The sequence below is a fragment of the Leifsonia sp. Root1293 genome, assembly GCF_001425325.1.
GTDB lineage: Bacteria > Actinomycetota > Actinomycetes > Actinomycetales > Microbacteriaceae > Orlajensenia.
This window is the reverse complement of sequence record NZ_LMEH01000001.1, coordinates 1,910,605-1,926,126: the sequence shown is the minus strand read 5'-3', so window position 1 is coordinate 1,926,126 and position 15,522 is coordinate 1,910,605. Positions and strand designations below refer to the sequence as shown.

At 68.0% G+C, this 15,522-nt stretch carries 13 protein-coding genes; 9 read left to right on the top strand and 4 right to left on the bottom strand.

The window, feature by feature from the left end; translation table 11 throughout:
- The first annotated feature begins 135 nt into the window (after positions 1-135).
- Entirely contained in the window at positions 136-2,001 is a 1,866-nt protein-coding gene (locus ASC59_RS09120; RefSeq protein WP_055821140.1) for an ABC transporter ATP-binding protein, read from the top strand.
- Entirely contained in the window at positions 1,998-3,803 is a 1,806-nt protein-coding gene (locus ASC59_RS09115; protein ID WP_055821137.1) for an ABC transporter ATP-binding protein, read from the top strand. Before ASC59_RS09120 ends, ASC59_RS09115 begins: the two co-directional genes overlap by 4 nt.
- Here the strand turns inward: ASC59_RS09115 and ASC59_RS09110 are convergent.
- Together ASC59_RS09110 and ASC59_RS09105 are read right to left on the bottom strand one after the other, a co-directional pair.
- The gene (locus ASC59_RS09110) at positions 3,800-4,969 is read right to left on the bottom strand and encodes a type III PLP-dependent enzyme (protein ID WP_055821135.1); all 1,170 of its coding nucleotides are present in this window, start codon (positions 4,967-4,969) and stop codon (positions 3,800-3,802) included. The genes ASC59_RS09115 and ASC59_RS09110 overlap by 4 nt on opposite strands.
- Before the next feature lie 61 nt (positions 4,970-5,030).
- Positions 5,031-5,546 carry a hypothetical protein gene (locus tag ASC59_RS09105; protein ID WP_157487972.1) on the bottom strand — a complete coding sequence of 172 codons (516 nt, stop codon included), beginning with the start codon at positions 5,544-5,546 and terminating at the stop codon, positions 5,031-5,033.
- 385 nt (positions 5,547-5,931) lie between these two features.
- Between ASC59_RS09105 and ASC59_RS09100 the strand changes: the two genes are divergently transcribed.
- From ASC59_RS09100 to ASC59_RS09090, 3 genes are all read left to right on the top strand, one after another.
- Entirely contained in the window at positions 5,932-6,282 is a 351-nt protein-coding gene (locus ASC59_RS09100; RefSeq protein WP_055821128.1) for a response regulator, read from the top strand.
- A 90-nt stretch (positions 6,283-6,372) separates the two neighbouring features.
- On the top strand, positions 6,373-7,050 hold the full coding sequence (locus tag ASC59_RS09095; RefSeq protein WP_055821125.1) for a response regulator transcription factor: 678 nt from the start codon (positions 6,373-6,375) through the stop codon (positions 7,048-7,050).
- Entirely contained in the window at positions 7,047-8,840 is a 1,794-nt protein-coding gene (locus ASC59_RS09090; RefSeq protein WP_055821123.1) for a sensor histidine kinase, read from the top strand. The genes ASC59_RS09095 and ASC59_RS09090 overlap by 4 nt, the downstream gene beginning before the upstream one ends.
- 31 nt (positions 8,841-8,871) lie before the next feature.
- Here the strand turns inward: ASC59_RS09090 and ASC59_RS09085 are convergent, their stop codons facing one another.
- Together ASC59_RS09085 and ASC59_RS09080 are read right to left on the bottom strand one after the other, a co-directional pair.
- Complete coding sequence (locus ASC59_RS09085) at positions 8,872-9,249, bottom strand: MGMT family protein (protein WP_082513500.1); 378 nt, start codon at positions 9,247-9,249, stop codon at positions 8,872-8,874.
- A complete protein-coding gene (locus tag ASC59_RS09080) occupies positions 9,233-9,685 on the bottom strand; it encodes a GNAT family N-acetyltransferase (protein WP_055821120.1) in 453 nt (150 codons plus the stop codon). Before ASC59_RS09080 ends, ASC59_RS09085 begins: the two co-directional genes overlap by 17 nt.
- 160 nt (positions 9,686-9,845) lie before the next feature.
- Here ASC59_RS09080 and ASC59_RS09075 point away from each other — a divergent pair, with 160 nt between their 5' ends.
- From ASC59_RS09075 to ASC59_RS09060, 4 genes are all read left to right on the top strand, one after another.
- Positions 9,846-11,060: an NADP-dependent isocitrate dehydrogenase gene (locus tag ASC59_RS09075; protein ID WP_055821117.1), complete on the top strand. Its 1,215-nt coding sequence runs from the start codon at positions 9,846-9,848 to the stop codon at positions 11,058-11,060.
- 154 nt (positions 11,061-11,214) lie between these two features.
- A complete protein-coding gene (locus ASC59_RS09070; protein ID WP_055821114.1) occupies positions 11,215-12,807 on the top strand; it encodes an ABC-F family ATP-binding cassette domain-containing protein in 1,593 nt (530 codons plus the stop codon).
- A gap of 120 nt (positions 12,808-12,927) precedes the next feature.
- Positions 12,928-14,085 carry an ROK family transcriptional regulator gene (locus ASC59_RS09065; protein ID WP_055821112.1) on the top strand — a complete coding sequence of 386 codons (1,158 nt, stop codon included), beginning with the start codon at positions 12,928-12,930 and terminating at the stop codon, positions 14,083-14,085.
- 96 nt (positions 14,086-14,181) lie between these two features.
- Positions 14,182-15,480, top strand: coding sequence for an extracellular solute-binding protein (locus tag ASC59_RS09060; protein ID WP_055821109.1), 1,299 nt, complete (start codon positions 14,182-14,184; stop codon positions 15,478-15,480).
- Positions 15,481-15,522: the final 42 nt, after the last annotated feature.

The following is a 15,522-nucleotide window of genomic DNA, read 5'->3' as shown; positions in this document are numbered from 1 at the left end:
GCGCCCGTCCGCAGACCGACCCGCGCTCGTCCTCTCTCCACCACCGCCGACAGCGGATCTCCGCTCGACAGCGCGCACCGCCAGCGCGGTCACGCCCGAGCCGGCCGCCGGCCACCCCGTCAGAAACAGCGAGACATGCCTGCATCGATTCAGCACCAACACCCGCCTCAAGACCGTCCCGGCACCATCCGCACCCTTCTGAGGCTCTACCCGTACGTCAAGCCCGCCGTCCCGTTCCTCATCCTGGGCGCCGTCTCGGCGTTGCTCGCGAGCCTCGTCGCGCTCGCGATCCCGCAGATCCTGCAGGTGCTCGTCGACGGTCCGCTGTCGACGGGGAACGCCTCCGCGATCCTGCCGGCCTCGCTGCTCGTCATCGGGCTCGGCGTGCTGGAGGCCATCCTCATCGCTCTGAGGCGCTGGTTCGTGCTCACACCGGGCACGCACGTCGAGGCGACGATGCGCAACGGGCTGTACGCCCAGCTGCAGGACCTCCCCGTCGCGTTCCACGACCGCTGGCCGAGCGGCCAGCTGCTCTCCCGCGCCGTCAGCGACCTGGGCCTCATCCGCCGTTTCCTCGCCTTCGGCATCATCCTGCTGGTCGTCAACGTGCTCACGATCATCGTCGGGTTCGGCATCCTCATCTCGATGAACTGGATCCTCGGCCTCATCTTCTTCGCCTGCTCGATCCCGCTCTGGATCTACGGCTTCGTGTTCGAGGGCAAGTACTCCACCATCGCGAGGCGCAGCCAGGACCAGGCGGGAGACCTGGCCACTGCGGTAGAGGAGTCGGTGCACGGCATCCGTGTGCTGAAGGCATTCGGTCGAGGCAAGCACGCGCTCAAGAACTTCACCTCGCAGGCGGAGGATCTGCGCGGCACCGAGATCGAGAAGGCCCGTGCCATCGCCGGCATCTGGCTGTGGTTGCTCATGGTTCCGGACGTCGCCTTCGCGCTCTGCCTGGTCGTGGGCACCTGGCTCGCGGCGCAGGGCGAGCTGAGCGTCGGAACACTGGTGGCCTTCTTCGCCACGGCGACGGTGCTGCGCTTCCCGGTCGAGTCGATCGGATTCCTGCTCTCGATGACGTTCGACACCCGCACCGCGACCGACCGCTTCTTCGACATCCTCGACGAGGTCAACGCCATCCGCGACCCGGAGGCACCGGTCACGATCACCGACCCGAAGGGCGAGCTGCACTTCGACGCCGTTCACTTCCGCTACCAGGACTCGCCGGAGCGATTCCCCGATCTCGTCGACGGAGTCGAGCTCACCCTTCGACCGGGCGAGACCATGGCGCTCGTCGGGCTCACGGGTTCGGGCAAGTCCACCATCACGGCCCTCACCACGAGGCTGTACGACGTCACCGGGGGAGCGGTGCGCCTGGACGGTGTCGACGTGCGCGACCTCAGCCGCGAGGAGCTGCGCCGGCACGTCGCGATGGCTTTCGAGGACGCGACGCTGTTCTCGGCGTCCGTGCGCGACAACGTGCTGCTGGGTCGCCCCGAGTTCGCCGAGCGCAGCCCTGAAGCCGATGCCGCCCTGGCGGAAGCGCTGGAGATCGCGCAGGCCGGTTTCGTGCACGACCTCCCCGACGGTGTCGACACGACAGTGGGCGAGGAGGGCATGAGCCTCTCGGGCGGCCAGCGTCAGCGACTGGCGCTCGCCCGCGCTGTCGCAGCGAAGCCCGCCGTGCTCGTTCTCGACGACCCGTTGTCGGCGCTCGACGTCGACACCGAGGCTCTGGTCGAGGCGGCGTTGCGCAGGGTCCTCGCGTCGACGACGGCGCTCATCGTGGCGCACAGGCCGTCGACCGTCATGCTCGCCGACAGGGTCGCCCTGCTGCAGGACGGCCGCATCACCGCCGTGGGCAGGCATTCCGAGCTCCTGGAGACCAACGACCACTACAGGTTCGTGATCTCGAGCCTGGAGGACGAGGAACGCCGCGACCAGGCGCGCCAGACCGATCGAGATCTGTTCGATGAGAAGGAGGGGGTGAACCGATGAGCGTCACCGGAGTTGAAGGCGAGGAGCGCAACGACTTCACCAAGGAGGAGTCGCGTCAGATCCGTCGGCGGTCGCTGCACCTCCTCGGGTCGCTGCTGCGACCTCTGCGGCCCCAGGTGGTGCTCGCCGTCATCGTCATCGTGTTCTCCACGGCGTTCCAGGTGGCTGGACCGGCGCTGATCGCGATCGGCATCGACCAGGGCCTGCCAGCTCTCATGAAGCAGGACTGGGGTCCGCTCGGACTCGTCGGCGGGGCCTACCTCGTCACCGGAGTGCTCGGTGCCGTCCTCATCGCCTGGTACACGGTGCTGAGTGCGCGCATCAGCCAGGCCGTGCTCATCGACCTGCGCACCCGCGTGTTCCTGCAGACCCAGCGGCTCAGCCTCGAGTTCCACGAGTCGTACACCTCCGGGCGCATCATCTCGCGCCAGACCAGCGATCTCGACGCGATCCGCGAACTGCTCGACGAGGGCATCAACGGCCTCATCCGCGGCGTGCTCTACATGGGCTTCATCGGCATCGCGCTGTTCACCCTCGACTGGGTGAGCGGCATCGTGCTGGTCGTCTCGCTGGTGCCGCTCTTCGTGCTCACCCGATGGTTCCAGACCCGGTCGCAGCGACTGTTCCGGGAGTCCCGGGTGGCCTCGGCGAAGCTCATCGTGAAGTTCGTCGAGACCATGACGGGCATCCGTGCCGTCAAGGCGTTCCGTGTCGAGAAGCGCAACGCCCGCGAGTTCGGCGCCCTGACGGAGGACTACCGCGACGTCAACGCCCGCGTCATCCAGCTGTTCGGCATCTTCGATCCCGGCCTCGTGCTCATCGGCAACGTGGCGGTCGGTGTCGTCCTGCTGGTCGGCGGCTTCCGCGTGATCGACGGGCAGGTGGCGATCGGCGTGCTGTTGGCCGCCCTGCTGTACACGCGGCGCTTCTTCGACCCCATGGAGGAGATGGCGATGTTCTACAACTCCTACCAGTCGGCCACGGCGGCGCTCGAGAAGATCTCCGGCGTGCTCGAGGAGAAGCCGAGCGTGCCGGATCCCGTGAAGCCGGTCGACCTCTGGGAGGCCAAGGGCACGGTTCGCTTCGATGGCGTCCGGTTCGCCTACAGGGCCGATCGCGAGATCCTTCCGCGGTTCGACCTCGAGCTGCCGGCAGGCCAGACGATCGCGCTCGTGGGATCGACGGGTGCTGGCAAGACCACTCTCGCCAAGTTGATCTCGCGCTTCTACGACCCGACCGACGGGGCTGTGACACTCGACGGCGTCGACCTGCGCGACCTGCACCCGAAGGACCTGCGTCGCGCGATCGTCATGGTCACGCAGGAGGCCTACCTGTTCTCGGGGTCGGTCGCCGACAACATCGCCATCGGCAAGCCGGAGGCGTCGTTCGACGAGATCGTGGCCGCTGCGAAGGCCGTCGGGGCGCACGAGTTCATCGAGGGTCTGCCGAACGGCTACGACACCGACGTGAACAAGCGCGGTGGCCGGGTGAGTGCAGGCCAGCGCCAGCTGATCTCGTTCGCACGCGCGTTCCTCGCCGACCCGGCCGTGCTCATCCTCGACGAGGCCACGTCGTCGCTCGACATCCCGAGCGAGCGCCTCGTGCAGGAGGCGCTGCAGACCCTGCTCGCCGACCGCACCGCCGTCATCATCGCGCACCGCCTCTCGACGGTGGCGATCGCCGACAGGGTGCTGGTCATGGAGCACGGACGCATCGTCGAGGACGGCACGCCCGACGATCTCATCTCCGGCACGGGTCGCTTCGCGCAGCTGCACGCCGCGTGGAGGGACTCGCTGGTCTAGAAGCGGCGCGAGCCGGCGTCGACCACGTGGATCCGCGTCGGCTCGAGCCCGTTGAATGCCGAGGCCGTCACCGAGGTGTACGCGCCCATCATCGGGCTCACCAGCAGGTCTCCCTCGTGCAGCACGGGCAGATCGACGCCGTGCGCGATCACGTCGATGCTGCCGCAGGTCGGTCCGGCGAGGGTGACCCGTTCGCGTGCGGCATCCGGGATCGGGGATTCCTGCAGCTCGCAGGCGGCGAAGACGAGCGGATGCACTCCCTCGGTCAGAACATTGGAGTAGCTGCCGTACAGGCCGTCGTCGAGGTAGTGCCAGCGTCCGTCGATCCGGTCACTCGACCCGACCACGCGGCTGACGAGGGTCATGGCCGTCGCGGTCACGAACCTGCCGGGCTCGAGCAGCACCACGTCGTGGCGCCCGCTCGCGGACAACGCCGCGCGGATGCCGGAAGCCAGCACCGCGAGATCGGGAACGGCCTCGTCGTAGCCGATCGGGAAGCCCCCGCCGAGATCGAGCACGTGGAAGCGCACCCCTGTGTGCGCCTCGAGATCGTTCATCAGCCGGGTCGTGCGGCGGATCGCGTGCTCGAACGGCGCCACCGACGTGGTCTGGCTGCCCACGTGGAAGCTGAATCCGGCGACGGTGACGCCCAGCTCGATCGCGCGCTCGACGAGCGCGGCCGCCTGCGCCTCGGTGGCGCCGAACTTCGCGGAGAGGTCGCACCCGGCGGACGGGTTCGGAAAGCTCAGCCGCACGAGCACGTCGATGTCGCGGGGCAGCACGGCGAGCTTCGACAGCTCACCGGGGTTGTCGACCACGAATCGCCGGATGCCGCTGCCGTAGGAGTCGGCGACATCGGCCCTGGACCTGATCGGATGGGTGTGCAGCGTGCGGCCGACATCGACTCCGGTGTTGCGGAGCAGGGCGATCTCGCCGCGGGAGGCGACTTCGAAGGAGGCTCCGGCCAGCTCGATCGTGCGGACGACCGCCGGATGCGGAAGCGCCTTGGTCGCGAAGTGGACCTGCGCCCCCGGCAGCTCCCGCCGCAGCAGGTCGAGCTGCTCGCGCACTCGCGCCACGTCGAGCACGAGAAGCGGAGAGCCATGACGCCGCACGATCCCGGGCAGCCCGATGGCCGCGCTGTACCGAGCGAGCTCGACCCGCATCCGTTCGCGATGAGTCGGGCCAGGGGCGTGCGCAGGAGATCGAGCGCTGTCGCGTTCGTCGTCAGCGAATGAGCGGACCGACCGTGCCGGCAGCGTCGAGAGGGATGCGGGAGTCATGGTTCTCCTTCTGGTGCGGCAGGATGATGCGCTTGCCGAGCTCGAAGCTCGTGATGGTGATCGCGTAGAACACGACGTCGGATGCCAGCTTCCCGACGAGCCAGGCGAAGGGGGATGCTCCCCAGGCCGCCGGGACGGCCCAGAGGAGGAGTGGTCTCACGAGCACGGTGTCGACGACCTCGGCCGGTCCGAATTCAGCGCCGAGCGACCTGATGGTGAGCCAGGACGTGGCGACAGGTCCGTTGGTCGCGGCGTGGCCGCGCACTGTGCGCACGACGATGACGGAGTAATAGCCGACGGTCTCGGCGAGGGTGCCGGCGATGGCGGCGGCGGCCAGCGACTGCGTCGCCTCGTAGACTCCCCACGCCGCGACCAGGGCCGCGACCGTTCCGAGGAGCTCGGGAACCAGGTAGCGCGCGACCCACACCTGGACTGCTCGACGGGTTCGGAAGGGACTCACGCAGGCGATCCTCGTCCGCCGGAGCCGCTGCCGCGTCGGTGCTGGCACCTCGACGGGGAGGGGACAGCCCGGACACGGCTGTCGCGACGCGGTACTGCGGCGGCCCCGCACGTGAAGAGGGGGAGGACCTGTCGGGATCAGGTCTTCCCCCTCTTCGTGAACCCGACCGGCTGATCGTCACGTCCGTGTTCGGGTCCGGATGCCGACGAGCTGGATCTGCGATCCACCACCGCTGTGCCCGGTGATTTCCCGCGAGTTCGACAGTCATGTTCCTCCCTCGAACGGGGGCGCGGATCGGTGCGCGCCCTCCGTGTCCCCTCGGGGTGCTCCCCGATCTTCGGCCCGCTGGTCGGATGGCCCTTCGTGGCCGGGGCAGAATCAGGACATGGTGTCTCGGGTGGTGATCGTCGACGACCACGACGTGTTTCGTGATCAGGTGCGCAGGCTCCTCGAAGCCGACGGCTTCGAGGTGATCGGCGACGCCGCATCGGCTCATTCCGGACTCGAGCTGGTGGGTGACAGCCTGCCCGACCTGGTCCTGCTCGACGTGATGCTTCCGGATGCGATGGGCTTCGATGTCGTCCCATCGCTGCGCGCGCTCGGTTCGTTCGCTATCGTTCTCACATCGAGTCGCGATCGGAGTGACTACGGCAGTCGCATCGAAGCGAGCGGCGCCGACGGCTTCATCCCGAAGGACGAGCTCTCCGGAGCCGGCCTCCGCGAGTTCGTCGCCTGAGTCGCGGGCACCTGCACAATCGCACAGCACCTTCAGTCACATCCGTCACCCCCAGCGTCGTGAGCACGGCGCCCGACAGACTGGACGATCATGAACGCGGAGAGAGTCACCCCGGACGGCACGCCGACCAGGGTCGCCATAGCCGACGACGCGATGCTGCTGCGCACGGGGATCTCCACGGTCCTCACCGCCGGCGGCTGCGAGATCGTCGCCTCGGTCGGCACGGCTGCGGAGTTGCTCATGGTCGTTCAGGAGCGCCCCGTCGACGCCGTCGTCCTCGACATCCGGATGCCGCCGACCCACACCGACGAGGGCATCGTCGCCCTCGAGACTCTGCGTGCCGGCGGCTCGAAGGTGGGCGTGCTGCTGCTCTCCATGTACGCGACGCCGGCATACGCCATCCGGGCCATGAGCGCCGGAGGAGGCACGGGCTACCTGCTGAAGGATCGCGTCGCCGAACCCGAGCGACTCGTCCAGGCCGTGCGCACCGTCGCATCGGGCGGCTCCGTCGTCGACAGCGAGGTCGTGGCGCAACTCGTCGCGCAGAAGGGCAACCCGTCCGTCGAGGTGCTGACCCCACGAGAACGTGACGTGCTCGCCCTCATGGCCGAGGGCAAGTCGAACTCCGGAATCGCATCGACGCTGTTCCTCAGCCTCAAGACCGTCGAGACGCACATCGGCAACATCATGTCGAAGCTCGGCATCGACGAGTCGCCCACGGACCACAGGCGCGTGCTCGCCGTGCTCCGCCTGCTCGGCCAGCCGTGACGGCACTGCGGCTCCGCAGGCTGCTGCTCGTCGCGCTCGCGGCGGCGCTCATCGTCGCCCAGGAGGTCATCGGCTTCGAGGCAGCCGCCCTCGCGCAGCCGTGGTCGCTGAGCGGCACGATCTTCCACGCCTTCGCCGGGCTCAGCTACGCCGCGTGCGCCTGGATCGCCTGGGAGACGGCCGACTCGCCCATCCCCGCCCGCATCATGATCACGATCGCGTTCCTCTGGCTGCCGCCGGCGTTCATCGCCGCCATGTGGCCGTACGGCGCGGTCTGGCCGCTCCTGGAGTCCGTCGGACTGTTCTGGGCCGTCCTGCAGGCGGGACTGGTCGTGGTGTACCCGACAGGGCGGTTCTACGGCCCTGTGGAGAAATGGCTGCTCGCGATCGGCGTCGTCGCTGCCGTCATCCGCATGTTCGCCGTGCTGTTCGTGATGCCTGCTCCCAACCGCTACCCCGACTGCGACTGCTCGCCGAACGTCTACGCCTTCGCCGCGAACCAGGCGGCGTACTCCGCCATCGACCTCGGCTTCCGGGTGCTCGGCATCGCCCTGATCATCGGGATCATCGTGCTGGTCACGGTGCGCTGGATGCGCGGCACGACGCCCGCTCGCAACGTCGCCTTCATCATGCCGGTCGCCCTCGTGCTGTGGTGCGCTGCGGTGACCTACGGCACCGTCTCCGACTTCACCGGCGGCAGCTCGGCGGTGTTCACCTATCTCGGCTATCTCGGAACAGCGTCGATCCCGATCAGCTTCGTCGCTGGGCTCGGTTTCATCAGGAGCCTGAGGGGACGGGTGTCCGATCTCATGGTGCACACCCGCGACGGCGTCGACCGCGACTACTGGCAGGCCGTTCTCGCCGAGACGCTGCGGGACCCCGCCCTGAAGGTGTACTGGTGGGAGCCCGACGTCGAGGGGTACGTCGACTCGCGCGGCGCCGTGATGTCCGGCGAGCCGGAACGAGCACGCCCACGAGGGCGCGCACTCATGGCGATCGAATCGCAGTCGGGCCGCCTCGCCGTCATCGATCACGACAGGGCGCTGAGCGAGAATCAGGAGCTGCTGGACGCCGTGTCGACGGCACTGACGCTCTCCGTCGACAACGGACGACTGCGTGAGGAGCTCGAGCAGACGCTCGATGAGGTGCGCGAGTCCCGGGTGCGCATCATCGAGGCCGGCATCCTCGCCCGCAAGAAGATCGAGCGGGATCTCCACGACGGCTCTCAGCAGTCGCTCGTCTCCCTGGCACTCAGTCTGCGGATGGCGATCACCCGGGCGAGTGCCGACGGCAACGACGGGCTCGCTGCCGACCTCGAGGAGGCGCTCGCGCAGCTGAGCGGCTCGTTGAAGCAACTGCGGGAGCTCGCGCGTGGAATCCACCCGAGCTCTCTCACGCTCGGGGGCCTGGGCATGGCGATCAGCGAACTGGTGTCGCGGTCGCCGGTGCCCGTGCAGGTCGACGTGGTCGTTCCCGATCACCTCCCGCCGCTGACGGAGACCACGCTGTACTTCTTCATCGCGGAGTGCCTGACGAACGTCGCGAAATACGCCGAGGCGTCGCACTGCGGCATCCACCTGGCCGCTGACGACGACGGGCTGAGTGTGAGCGTCACCGACGACGGACGTGGGGGAGCCGACTTCTCCAAGGGCACGGGTCTCATGGGGCTCGTCGACCGCATCGCCGCGCTCGGCGGAACGGTCGAGCTGTCGATGGGCGAGGGCGGGCGCGGCACGACCGTCGCAGCACGCATCCCGGCCGCTGCCCTCATGGAGCAGCGCGTCGGCTGACGCGGTGCGTACGGCAGGCGCCGCTGTGGTGTCAGGGACGCCAGCGTGCCGAAGTCGCGACGCGGTAGCCGGCATCCGTCAGCACGATCGGAGTTCCCTCGGCCCGGTAGTGGACGAGAGCTCGATCCTCGTGGTCGACGGGCGGATGGCCGCCGGCCCTGATCACGCGCCACCAGGGGGCGTCTGAGCCGTATCGCGCCATGACCTGGCCGACGACCCGTGCGCCACGGGACCCGAGGGTGGCCGCGACGTCGCCGTATGTCATGACGTGGCCGGGCGGAATCGAGTCGACGACCTCGAGCACGGCGGCGACGAAGCCCTCCGCGATGGCGGGCGGACGACGGGGAACGGATGCGCCAGCCGACGGGCCGACGGAACCGGTGCGCCCGGACTCAGAGCGCGAGGGCACCGATGACGTCGCCGTACTGGGTCTGGCCGACGTCGACGAAGCCGATGCGGTGGAAGAACGCCTCCGGTCCCTCTGTGCCCGGCTCCCACATGACCGTGATGCGGTCGAAGCCGCGGGTGCGCGCCTCCTCGGCGAGGGAGCGGGCGAGGAAACGGCCGACGCCCTGACCCTGGGCATCGGCGTCGACGTTGATCCGCCAGATGCACGCGCGGAACTCGTCGTGCTCGTTGTCGGGATCGAAGTTGCCGTGGATGAAGCCGACGACCTTGTCGTCGAGGCGGGCGACGCGCTGCCAAGCGGCGGCCGGGTCGGTCACCGTCGTCTCCGCCGAGTACGAGACCGGCGCGATGAACTGCTCCTGGCCGGGCTTCAGGCTCAGGGTGTTCGCCGCCGCGATATTCGACGCGGACAGTTCTTCCAGTGTGATCTCACCCATGACGCAAGGCTATCCTGCGGGCCGCCGGAGCGGAAAGTCGGCGTTTCCGTGGACGTCACCCGCGGAAATCCAAGGCAACTGTCTTGATGTCGAGATAGTTGCGTTGCTCGGGTAGGATTGTCGGGGCCGATCGGCCCGCATCTTTCGAGGAGAACAACAATTGTCCAAGATCAAGGTTGAAGGCACCGTCGTCGAGCTCGACGGCGACGAGATGACACGCATCATCTGGCAGGCCATCAAGGATTCGCTCATCCACCCGTACCTCGACATCGACCTCGAGTACTACGACCTCTCCATTCAGAAGCGCGACGAGACCGACGACCAGATCACGGTCGACGCGGCTCACGCCATCCTGAAGCACGGCGTCGGCGTCAAGTGCGCGACCATCACCCCCGACGAGGCCCGCGTCGAGGAGTTCGGCCTCAAGAAGATGTGGCGCTCGCCGAACGGCACCATCCGCAACATCCTCGGCGGCGTGATCTTCCGCGAGCCGATCATCATCTCCAACATCCCGCGCCTGGTCCCCGGCTGGAACAAGCCGATCATCGTCGGCCGCCACGCCTTCGGCGACCAGTACCGCGCCACCGACTTCCGTTTCGAGGGGGAGGGCACCCTCACGATGACCTTCACGCCGAAGGACGGCTCGGAGCCGCAGTCCTTCGAGGTGTTCCAGTCGCCGGGTTCCGGCGTCGCCATGGGCATGTACAACCTGGACGACTCGATCCGCGACTTCGCCCGCGCCTCGCTCAACTACGGCCTCGACCGCAACTACCCGGTCTACCTCTCCACCAAGAACACGATCCTCAAGGCCTACGACGGCCGGTTCAAGGACCTGTTCCAGGAGGTCTTCGAGACCGAGTTCAAGGAGCAGTTCGACGCTGCGGGCCTCACCTACGAGCACCGCCTCATCGACGACATGGTCGCATCCTCGCTCAAGTGGGAGGGCGGCTACGTCTGGGCCTGCAAGAACTACGACGGCGACGTGCAGTCGGACACCGTCGCGCAGGGCTTCGGTTCGCTCGGCCTCATGACCAGCGTCCTGGCGACGCCGGACGGCAAGGTCGTCGAGGCCGAGGCGGCTCACGGCACCGTGACCCGTCACTACCGTCAGCACCAGCAGGGCAAGCCGACGTCGACCAACCCGATCGCCTCGATCTACGCGTGGACGCGCGGCCTCTCCCACCGCGGGAAGCTCGACGGCAACCAGGAGCTCATCGACTTCGCGACGACCCTCGAGGACGTCGTCATCAAGACCGTCGAATCCGGCTCGATGACCAAGGACCTCGCGCTCCTCGTTGGCCCGGAGCAGGGCTACGAGACGACAGAGCAGTTCCTCGAGTCGATCGCCGCCAACCTGCGCGCCCGCCTGGCGTAGGCAGCAGCATCCGTCGTCCGGCCCACCGCCGGCGCCGTCCTCCCGCCTTCGGGCAGGAGGATCGCAGCGCCGCGGTGGGCCGGACGTCTTTCCCCCGCACCTGCCGGTGCGAGACACCCCGGTGCAGCCGTGCCGACGAATTCCGAGGACACCCATGAGCCAGATCCGCCTGAACGACGTGACCAAGGAGTACGACGGGCGACTCGTTGTGCGGGAGGCGTTCCTCAAGCTCCGCGAGGGCGACAGGGTGGGCCTCATCGGCAAGAACGGAACAGGCAAGACCACGTTCCTCGAGCTCGTGCTGGGCAGGCAGGAGCCGACCAGCGGCACCGTCGACGTGTCTCTCGGGACCACCATCGGCTACTTCTCGCAGTTCTCCGAGCTCGACGGCGAGCTGTCGATCCGGCAGATCCTGAGCGGGCTGTTCGCCGAGGTGCACGAGACCCAGGCCCGCATCGACGCGATCGGGTCTCGACTCGCCGAGCCCATGGACGAGCCCGAGATGACGCGCCTCCTCACGGAGCAGGGGGAGCTGTTCGAGAAGATGGACGCCATCGACGGATGGGGCTATGAGAACGTCATCGAGACGGTTCTCACCCGCATCGGCTTCGACGAGGCGCGCAGCACCCTGCCCGTCGACCGTCTCTCGGGTGGCTGGCGCAACAGGGCCGCGCTGGCGAAGATCCTGGTTCAGGCCCCCGACGTGCTGCTGCTCGACGAGCCGACCAACTTCCTCGACCTCGACGGCGTGCGCTGGCTCGAGGGCTGGCTGCGCACCTTCCCCGGGGCCGTGCTCGTCGTCTCGCACGACAGGCAGTTCCTCGACGGCGTCGTCACGCGCATCGTCGAGATCGAGAACCACCACCTGCACGACTACGACGGCGACTACTCCGCCTATGTGCAGGCCAAGCAATCCCGGCTGAAGATGCTCGAGAAGCAGTTCGCCCACGAGGAGGAACTGCTGGCCTACGAGCAGGCTGCGAGCAGCGCTCGCCGAGAGGCCGCGAGGAATCCCGACCGGGGTCTCGCGCGGAAGCTCGCCGACATCAAGAAGCGGCAGGCGCCCCGGCCGGTCGACCAGGTGATCACGGCGATCTACGACGGGCTCCGCGTGAGCAACGACCTGTTGACCGTCGAGTCCCTGGAGAAGGGATTCGACGGCGAACCGCTGTTCTCCGGGCTCACCTTCAGCCTGCATCGAGGCGACCGCTTCGCCGTGGTGGGTTCGAACGGTTCCGGCAAGTCGACGCTCCTCGACGTCTTGACGGGCCAGACGGAACCGGATGCCGGCCGGGTGCGCTGGGCCAAGGGCGCGCGCTTCGTCTCGTACAACCAGGTGTACGCCGACCTCGACCTCACCGACACCGTCGGCCACGCCGTGAACGCCTACCCGGACTCCCTGGCCTTCACAGCGACCAAGAAGAGCGTGAACCGCTTCCTCGCGATGCTGCAGTTCTCGGATGCCGACCTGCAGCAGAAGATCGGTACCCTCTCCGGCGGCCAGCGTGCCCGTGTCGCCATCGCCCAGTGCCTGCTCTCGGGAGCTGCGGTCATCGTGCTCGACGAGCCGACGAACCACCTGGACATCACCAGCACCCAGGTGATGGAGCGCGCCCTGACGCACTTCCCGGGCGCCGTGGTGGTCGTGAGCCACGACCGCTTCTTCATCGACAAGATCGCAGACACCCTGCTCGTCTTCGACGGGACGGGCACCGTGACGCAGACGCCGGCCTCCGGCGCGCTCTAGAGTCGCGGGGCAGGAGCTCGGCCGTCGCGTGTTTCCTGAAGGTCACAGGTTTGTAAAGAACGTGGACTAACTTCACCATCGGCCTTGCGGATCGTTTGTTCGTAAGCTTTACTAACAAACATGACGGCGACGCAGCTCTCTCCCAGCCGGGCACTCCGCCCGACAGCCAAGGTGTTGCCCGAGCACGCTCGTGGACACAACCGCTCCCTCGTGCTCCAGACCCTGTACCGCGCTTCTGGCCAGAGTCGTGCCGACGTGGCCCGCGAGACCGGCCTCACCCGCGTGACGGTCTCCGACCTGGTCGCGGAGCTCATCGCCGAGGGACTCGTCGTCGAGCTCGGCCAGCGCGAGGATGCACGACCGGGAAAGCCGGCCACCCTGCTCGACTTCGATCGTGGCGCCTTCCAGATCGTGGCCGTCGACCTCTCGGACGACTCGGTGTTCCGAGGTGCGGTGCTCGACCTCGGCGGCGCCATCCTCGCCCGCGACGAGATCGCCCTCGCGGGCAGCACCGGCGCCGAGGCCATCGCGAAGGTCCTGAAGCTCGTCGACAGCCTCGTCGCGTCCGCAACGGGTCCGTTGCTCGGCATCGGGGTCGGTTCCCCGGGCATCGTCGACCTCGAGGGCACCGTACGCACGGCGCCCAACCTCCGGTGGACCGCCGTCGACCTCCACGGAGTGCTCGCCGAGCGCTTCGAGGTCCCCGTGCTCGTGGCCAACGACGCCAACGCCGCCGTCTACGCCGAGCACAGCTTCGGCGGGGTCGATGGCGACATCATGCTCATCAAGGTCGGCCACGGTGTCGGTGCCGGGCTCCTGGTCGGAGGCCGACCGCTCTTCGGGGCCACCTCGGCCGCCGGTGAGATCGGCCACGTCGTCGTCGGCACCGACGGTGGCCCGCTCTGCGCCTGCGGCAAGACCGGATGCCTCGAGGCCTGGCTCGCCGCCCCGCGGCTGGCGGCGCGCATCGCCGCCATCACGGCGACCGGCGACGAGGCCGACGCCGAGCGCGACACTGTTCTTCGGGAGGCGGGCCGCCGGCTCGGCATCATCCTCGCCCCCGTGGTCGGAGCCCTCGATCTCTCGGAGATCGTGCTGAGCGGGCCGACCGAACTGCTTGAGGGCCCGCTGGCGACGGCGGCCATCGAGACGATCCGCACCAGGACGATGGCCGAGTTCACGGGCTCTCTGACGGTTCGGATGACCACGCAGGGGCAGGACATCGTCCTGCGCGGCGCCGCGGTCATGGTCCTGTCCGGACAGCTCGGGGTCTCCTAGAGGCCCCGAGGAACGGGCGTCGGAAAGCCGCGACGCCCAGAGCTCGTGAATCACACCCCCAAAGCACCACCACCCAACCAAGAGAAGGAAATCCCAATGAAGAGAAAGTACGCAGTAGCTGCCATCGCAACCGCAGCCGCACTCGTTCTCGCCGGTTGCAGCTCGACAGGCGGCGACACCGCTTCGACCGAGTCTGCCAAGGGCCAGGACATCACGCTGTGGCTGATGGGCGGTGACACCCCTGACACCCTCCGCGACTACCTCAAGACGGAGTACAAGAAGGCGACCGGCGGCACCCTGAAGATCGAGGAGCAGGGCTGGGGCGACGCCGTCGCCAAGCTCACCACCGCGCTTCCCGACGCCGCGAACACCCCCGACGTCACCGAGATCGGCAACACCTGGTCGCCGACCTTCACCAACGCCGGTGCCTTCACCGACCTCAGCGACATGTACGACGAGCTCGGTGGCGACAAGCTGCTGAAGTCGTTCGTCGAGGTCGGCGAGGTCGACGGCAAGCAGTACGCGCTGCCCTACTACTTCGGCTCGCGCTACAACTTCTACCGCAAGGACATCTGGTCCGCCGCAGGCAAGACCGTTCCCACGACGCTCGCCGAGTTCGACGAGACCGTCAAGTCGCTGAAGACCGACACGCAGTCCGGCTTCTACATCGGCGGTTCAGACTGGCGCAACGGCATCTCCTGGATCTTCGCCAACGGCGGAGACCTCGCCAAGAAGGACGGCGACAAGTGGGTCGGCACGCTGGCCTCCGACGAGACCGTCAAGGGCCTGACCGAGTTCCAGTCGCTGTTCGAGGGTGCATCCCTGGCGCCGTCGACCGAGTTCGACAGCACGCCGTGGGTCAACATCAACAACAACGAGGCGACGGGTGTCCCCGAGGCCGCGACGATCATCGCTCCCGGATGGGCGCACTGGTCGATCGGTGACCTCGCTCCGGACCCCAAGGACGCGACCAAGACCGTCGCCACCTGGAACGACGACACCTTCGGCACCTTCGTGCTCCCGGGTGTCGACGGTGGAGCGGCCCCGGTGTTCGCCGGTGGATCCAACATCGCCGTCTCGGCCGCCAGCAAGAACCAGGCCGGCGCCAAGGAGCTCATGAAGATCATCTTCTCCGAGGAGTACCAGACGCTCCTCGGCGAGAACGGTCTCGGCCCGGCGAACCTCGACTACGCGTCGGCCCTCGGTGACGACCAGTTCGCCAAGGCCCTCGTCGAGTCGGCTGCCGGCTCCAAGCTGACCCCCGCCGCACCCGGATGGGCTGCAGTCGAGGGTGCCGGCATCCTCGAGGAGTTCTTCGGCAAGGTCTCGGCCGGCGGCGACGTCAAGGCCCTGGCCACCGAGTACGACGAGAAGCTGAACAAGCTGCTCAACTAGTCCGACCCTTCGGACAGCAGCGGTCGTTCCGGCCGCGGCATC

Bases quoted from the DNA above. Each gene is read 5' to 3' on its own strand.
- ASC59_RS09120 (WP_055821140.1), top strand. From the start codon at position 136: ATGCCTGCATCGATTCAGCACCAACACCCGCCTCAAGACCGTCCCGGC.
- ASC59_RS09115 (WP_055821137.1), top strand. From the start codon at position 1,998: ATGAGCGTCACCGGAGTTGAAGGCGAGGAGCGCAACGACTTCACCAAG.
- ASC59_RS09110 (WP_055821135.1), bottom strand. From the start codon at position 4,969: ATGCGGGTCGAGCTCGCTCGGTACAGCGCGGCCATCGGGCTGCCCGGG.
- ASC59_RS09100 (WP_055821128.1), top strand. From the start codon at position 5,932: ATGGTGTCTCGGGTGGTGATCGTCGACGACCACGACGTGTTTCGTGAT.
- ASC59_RS09095 (WP_055821125.1), top strand. From the start codon at position 6,373: ATGAACGCGGAGAGAGTCACCCCGGACGGCACGCCGACCAGGGTCGCC.
- ASC59_RS09080 (WP_055821120.1), bottom strand. From the start codon at position 9,685: ATGGGTGAGATCACACTGGAAGAACTGTCCGCGTCGAATATCGCGGCG.
- ASC59_RS09070 (WP_055821114.1), top strand. From the start codon at position 11,215: ATGAGCCAGATCCGCCTGAACGACGTGACCAAGGAGTACGACGGGCGA.
- ASC59_RS09065 (WP_055821112.1), top strand. From the start codon at position 12,928: ATGACGGCGACGCAGCTCTCTCCCAGCCGGGCACTCCGCCCGACAGCC.
- ASC59_RS09060 (WP_055821109.1), top strand. From the start codon at position 14,182: ATGAAGAGAAAGTACGCAGTAGCTGCCATCGCAACCGCAGCCGCACTC.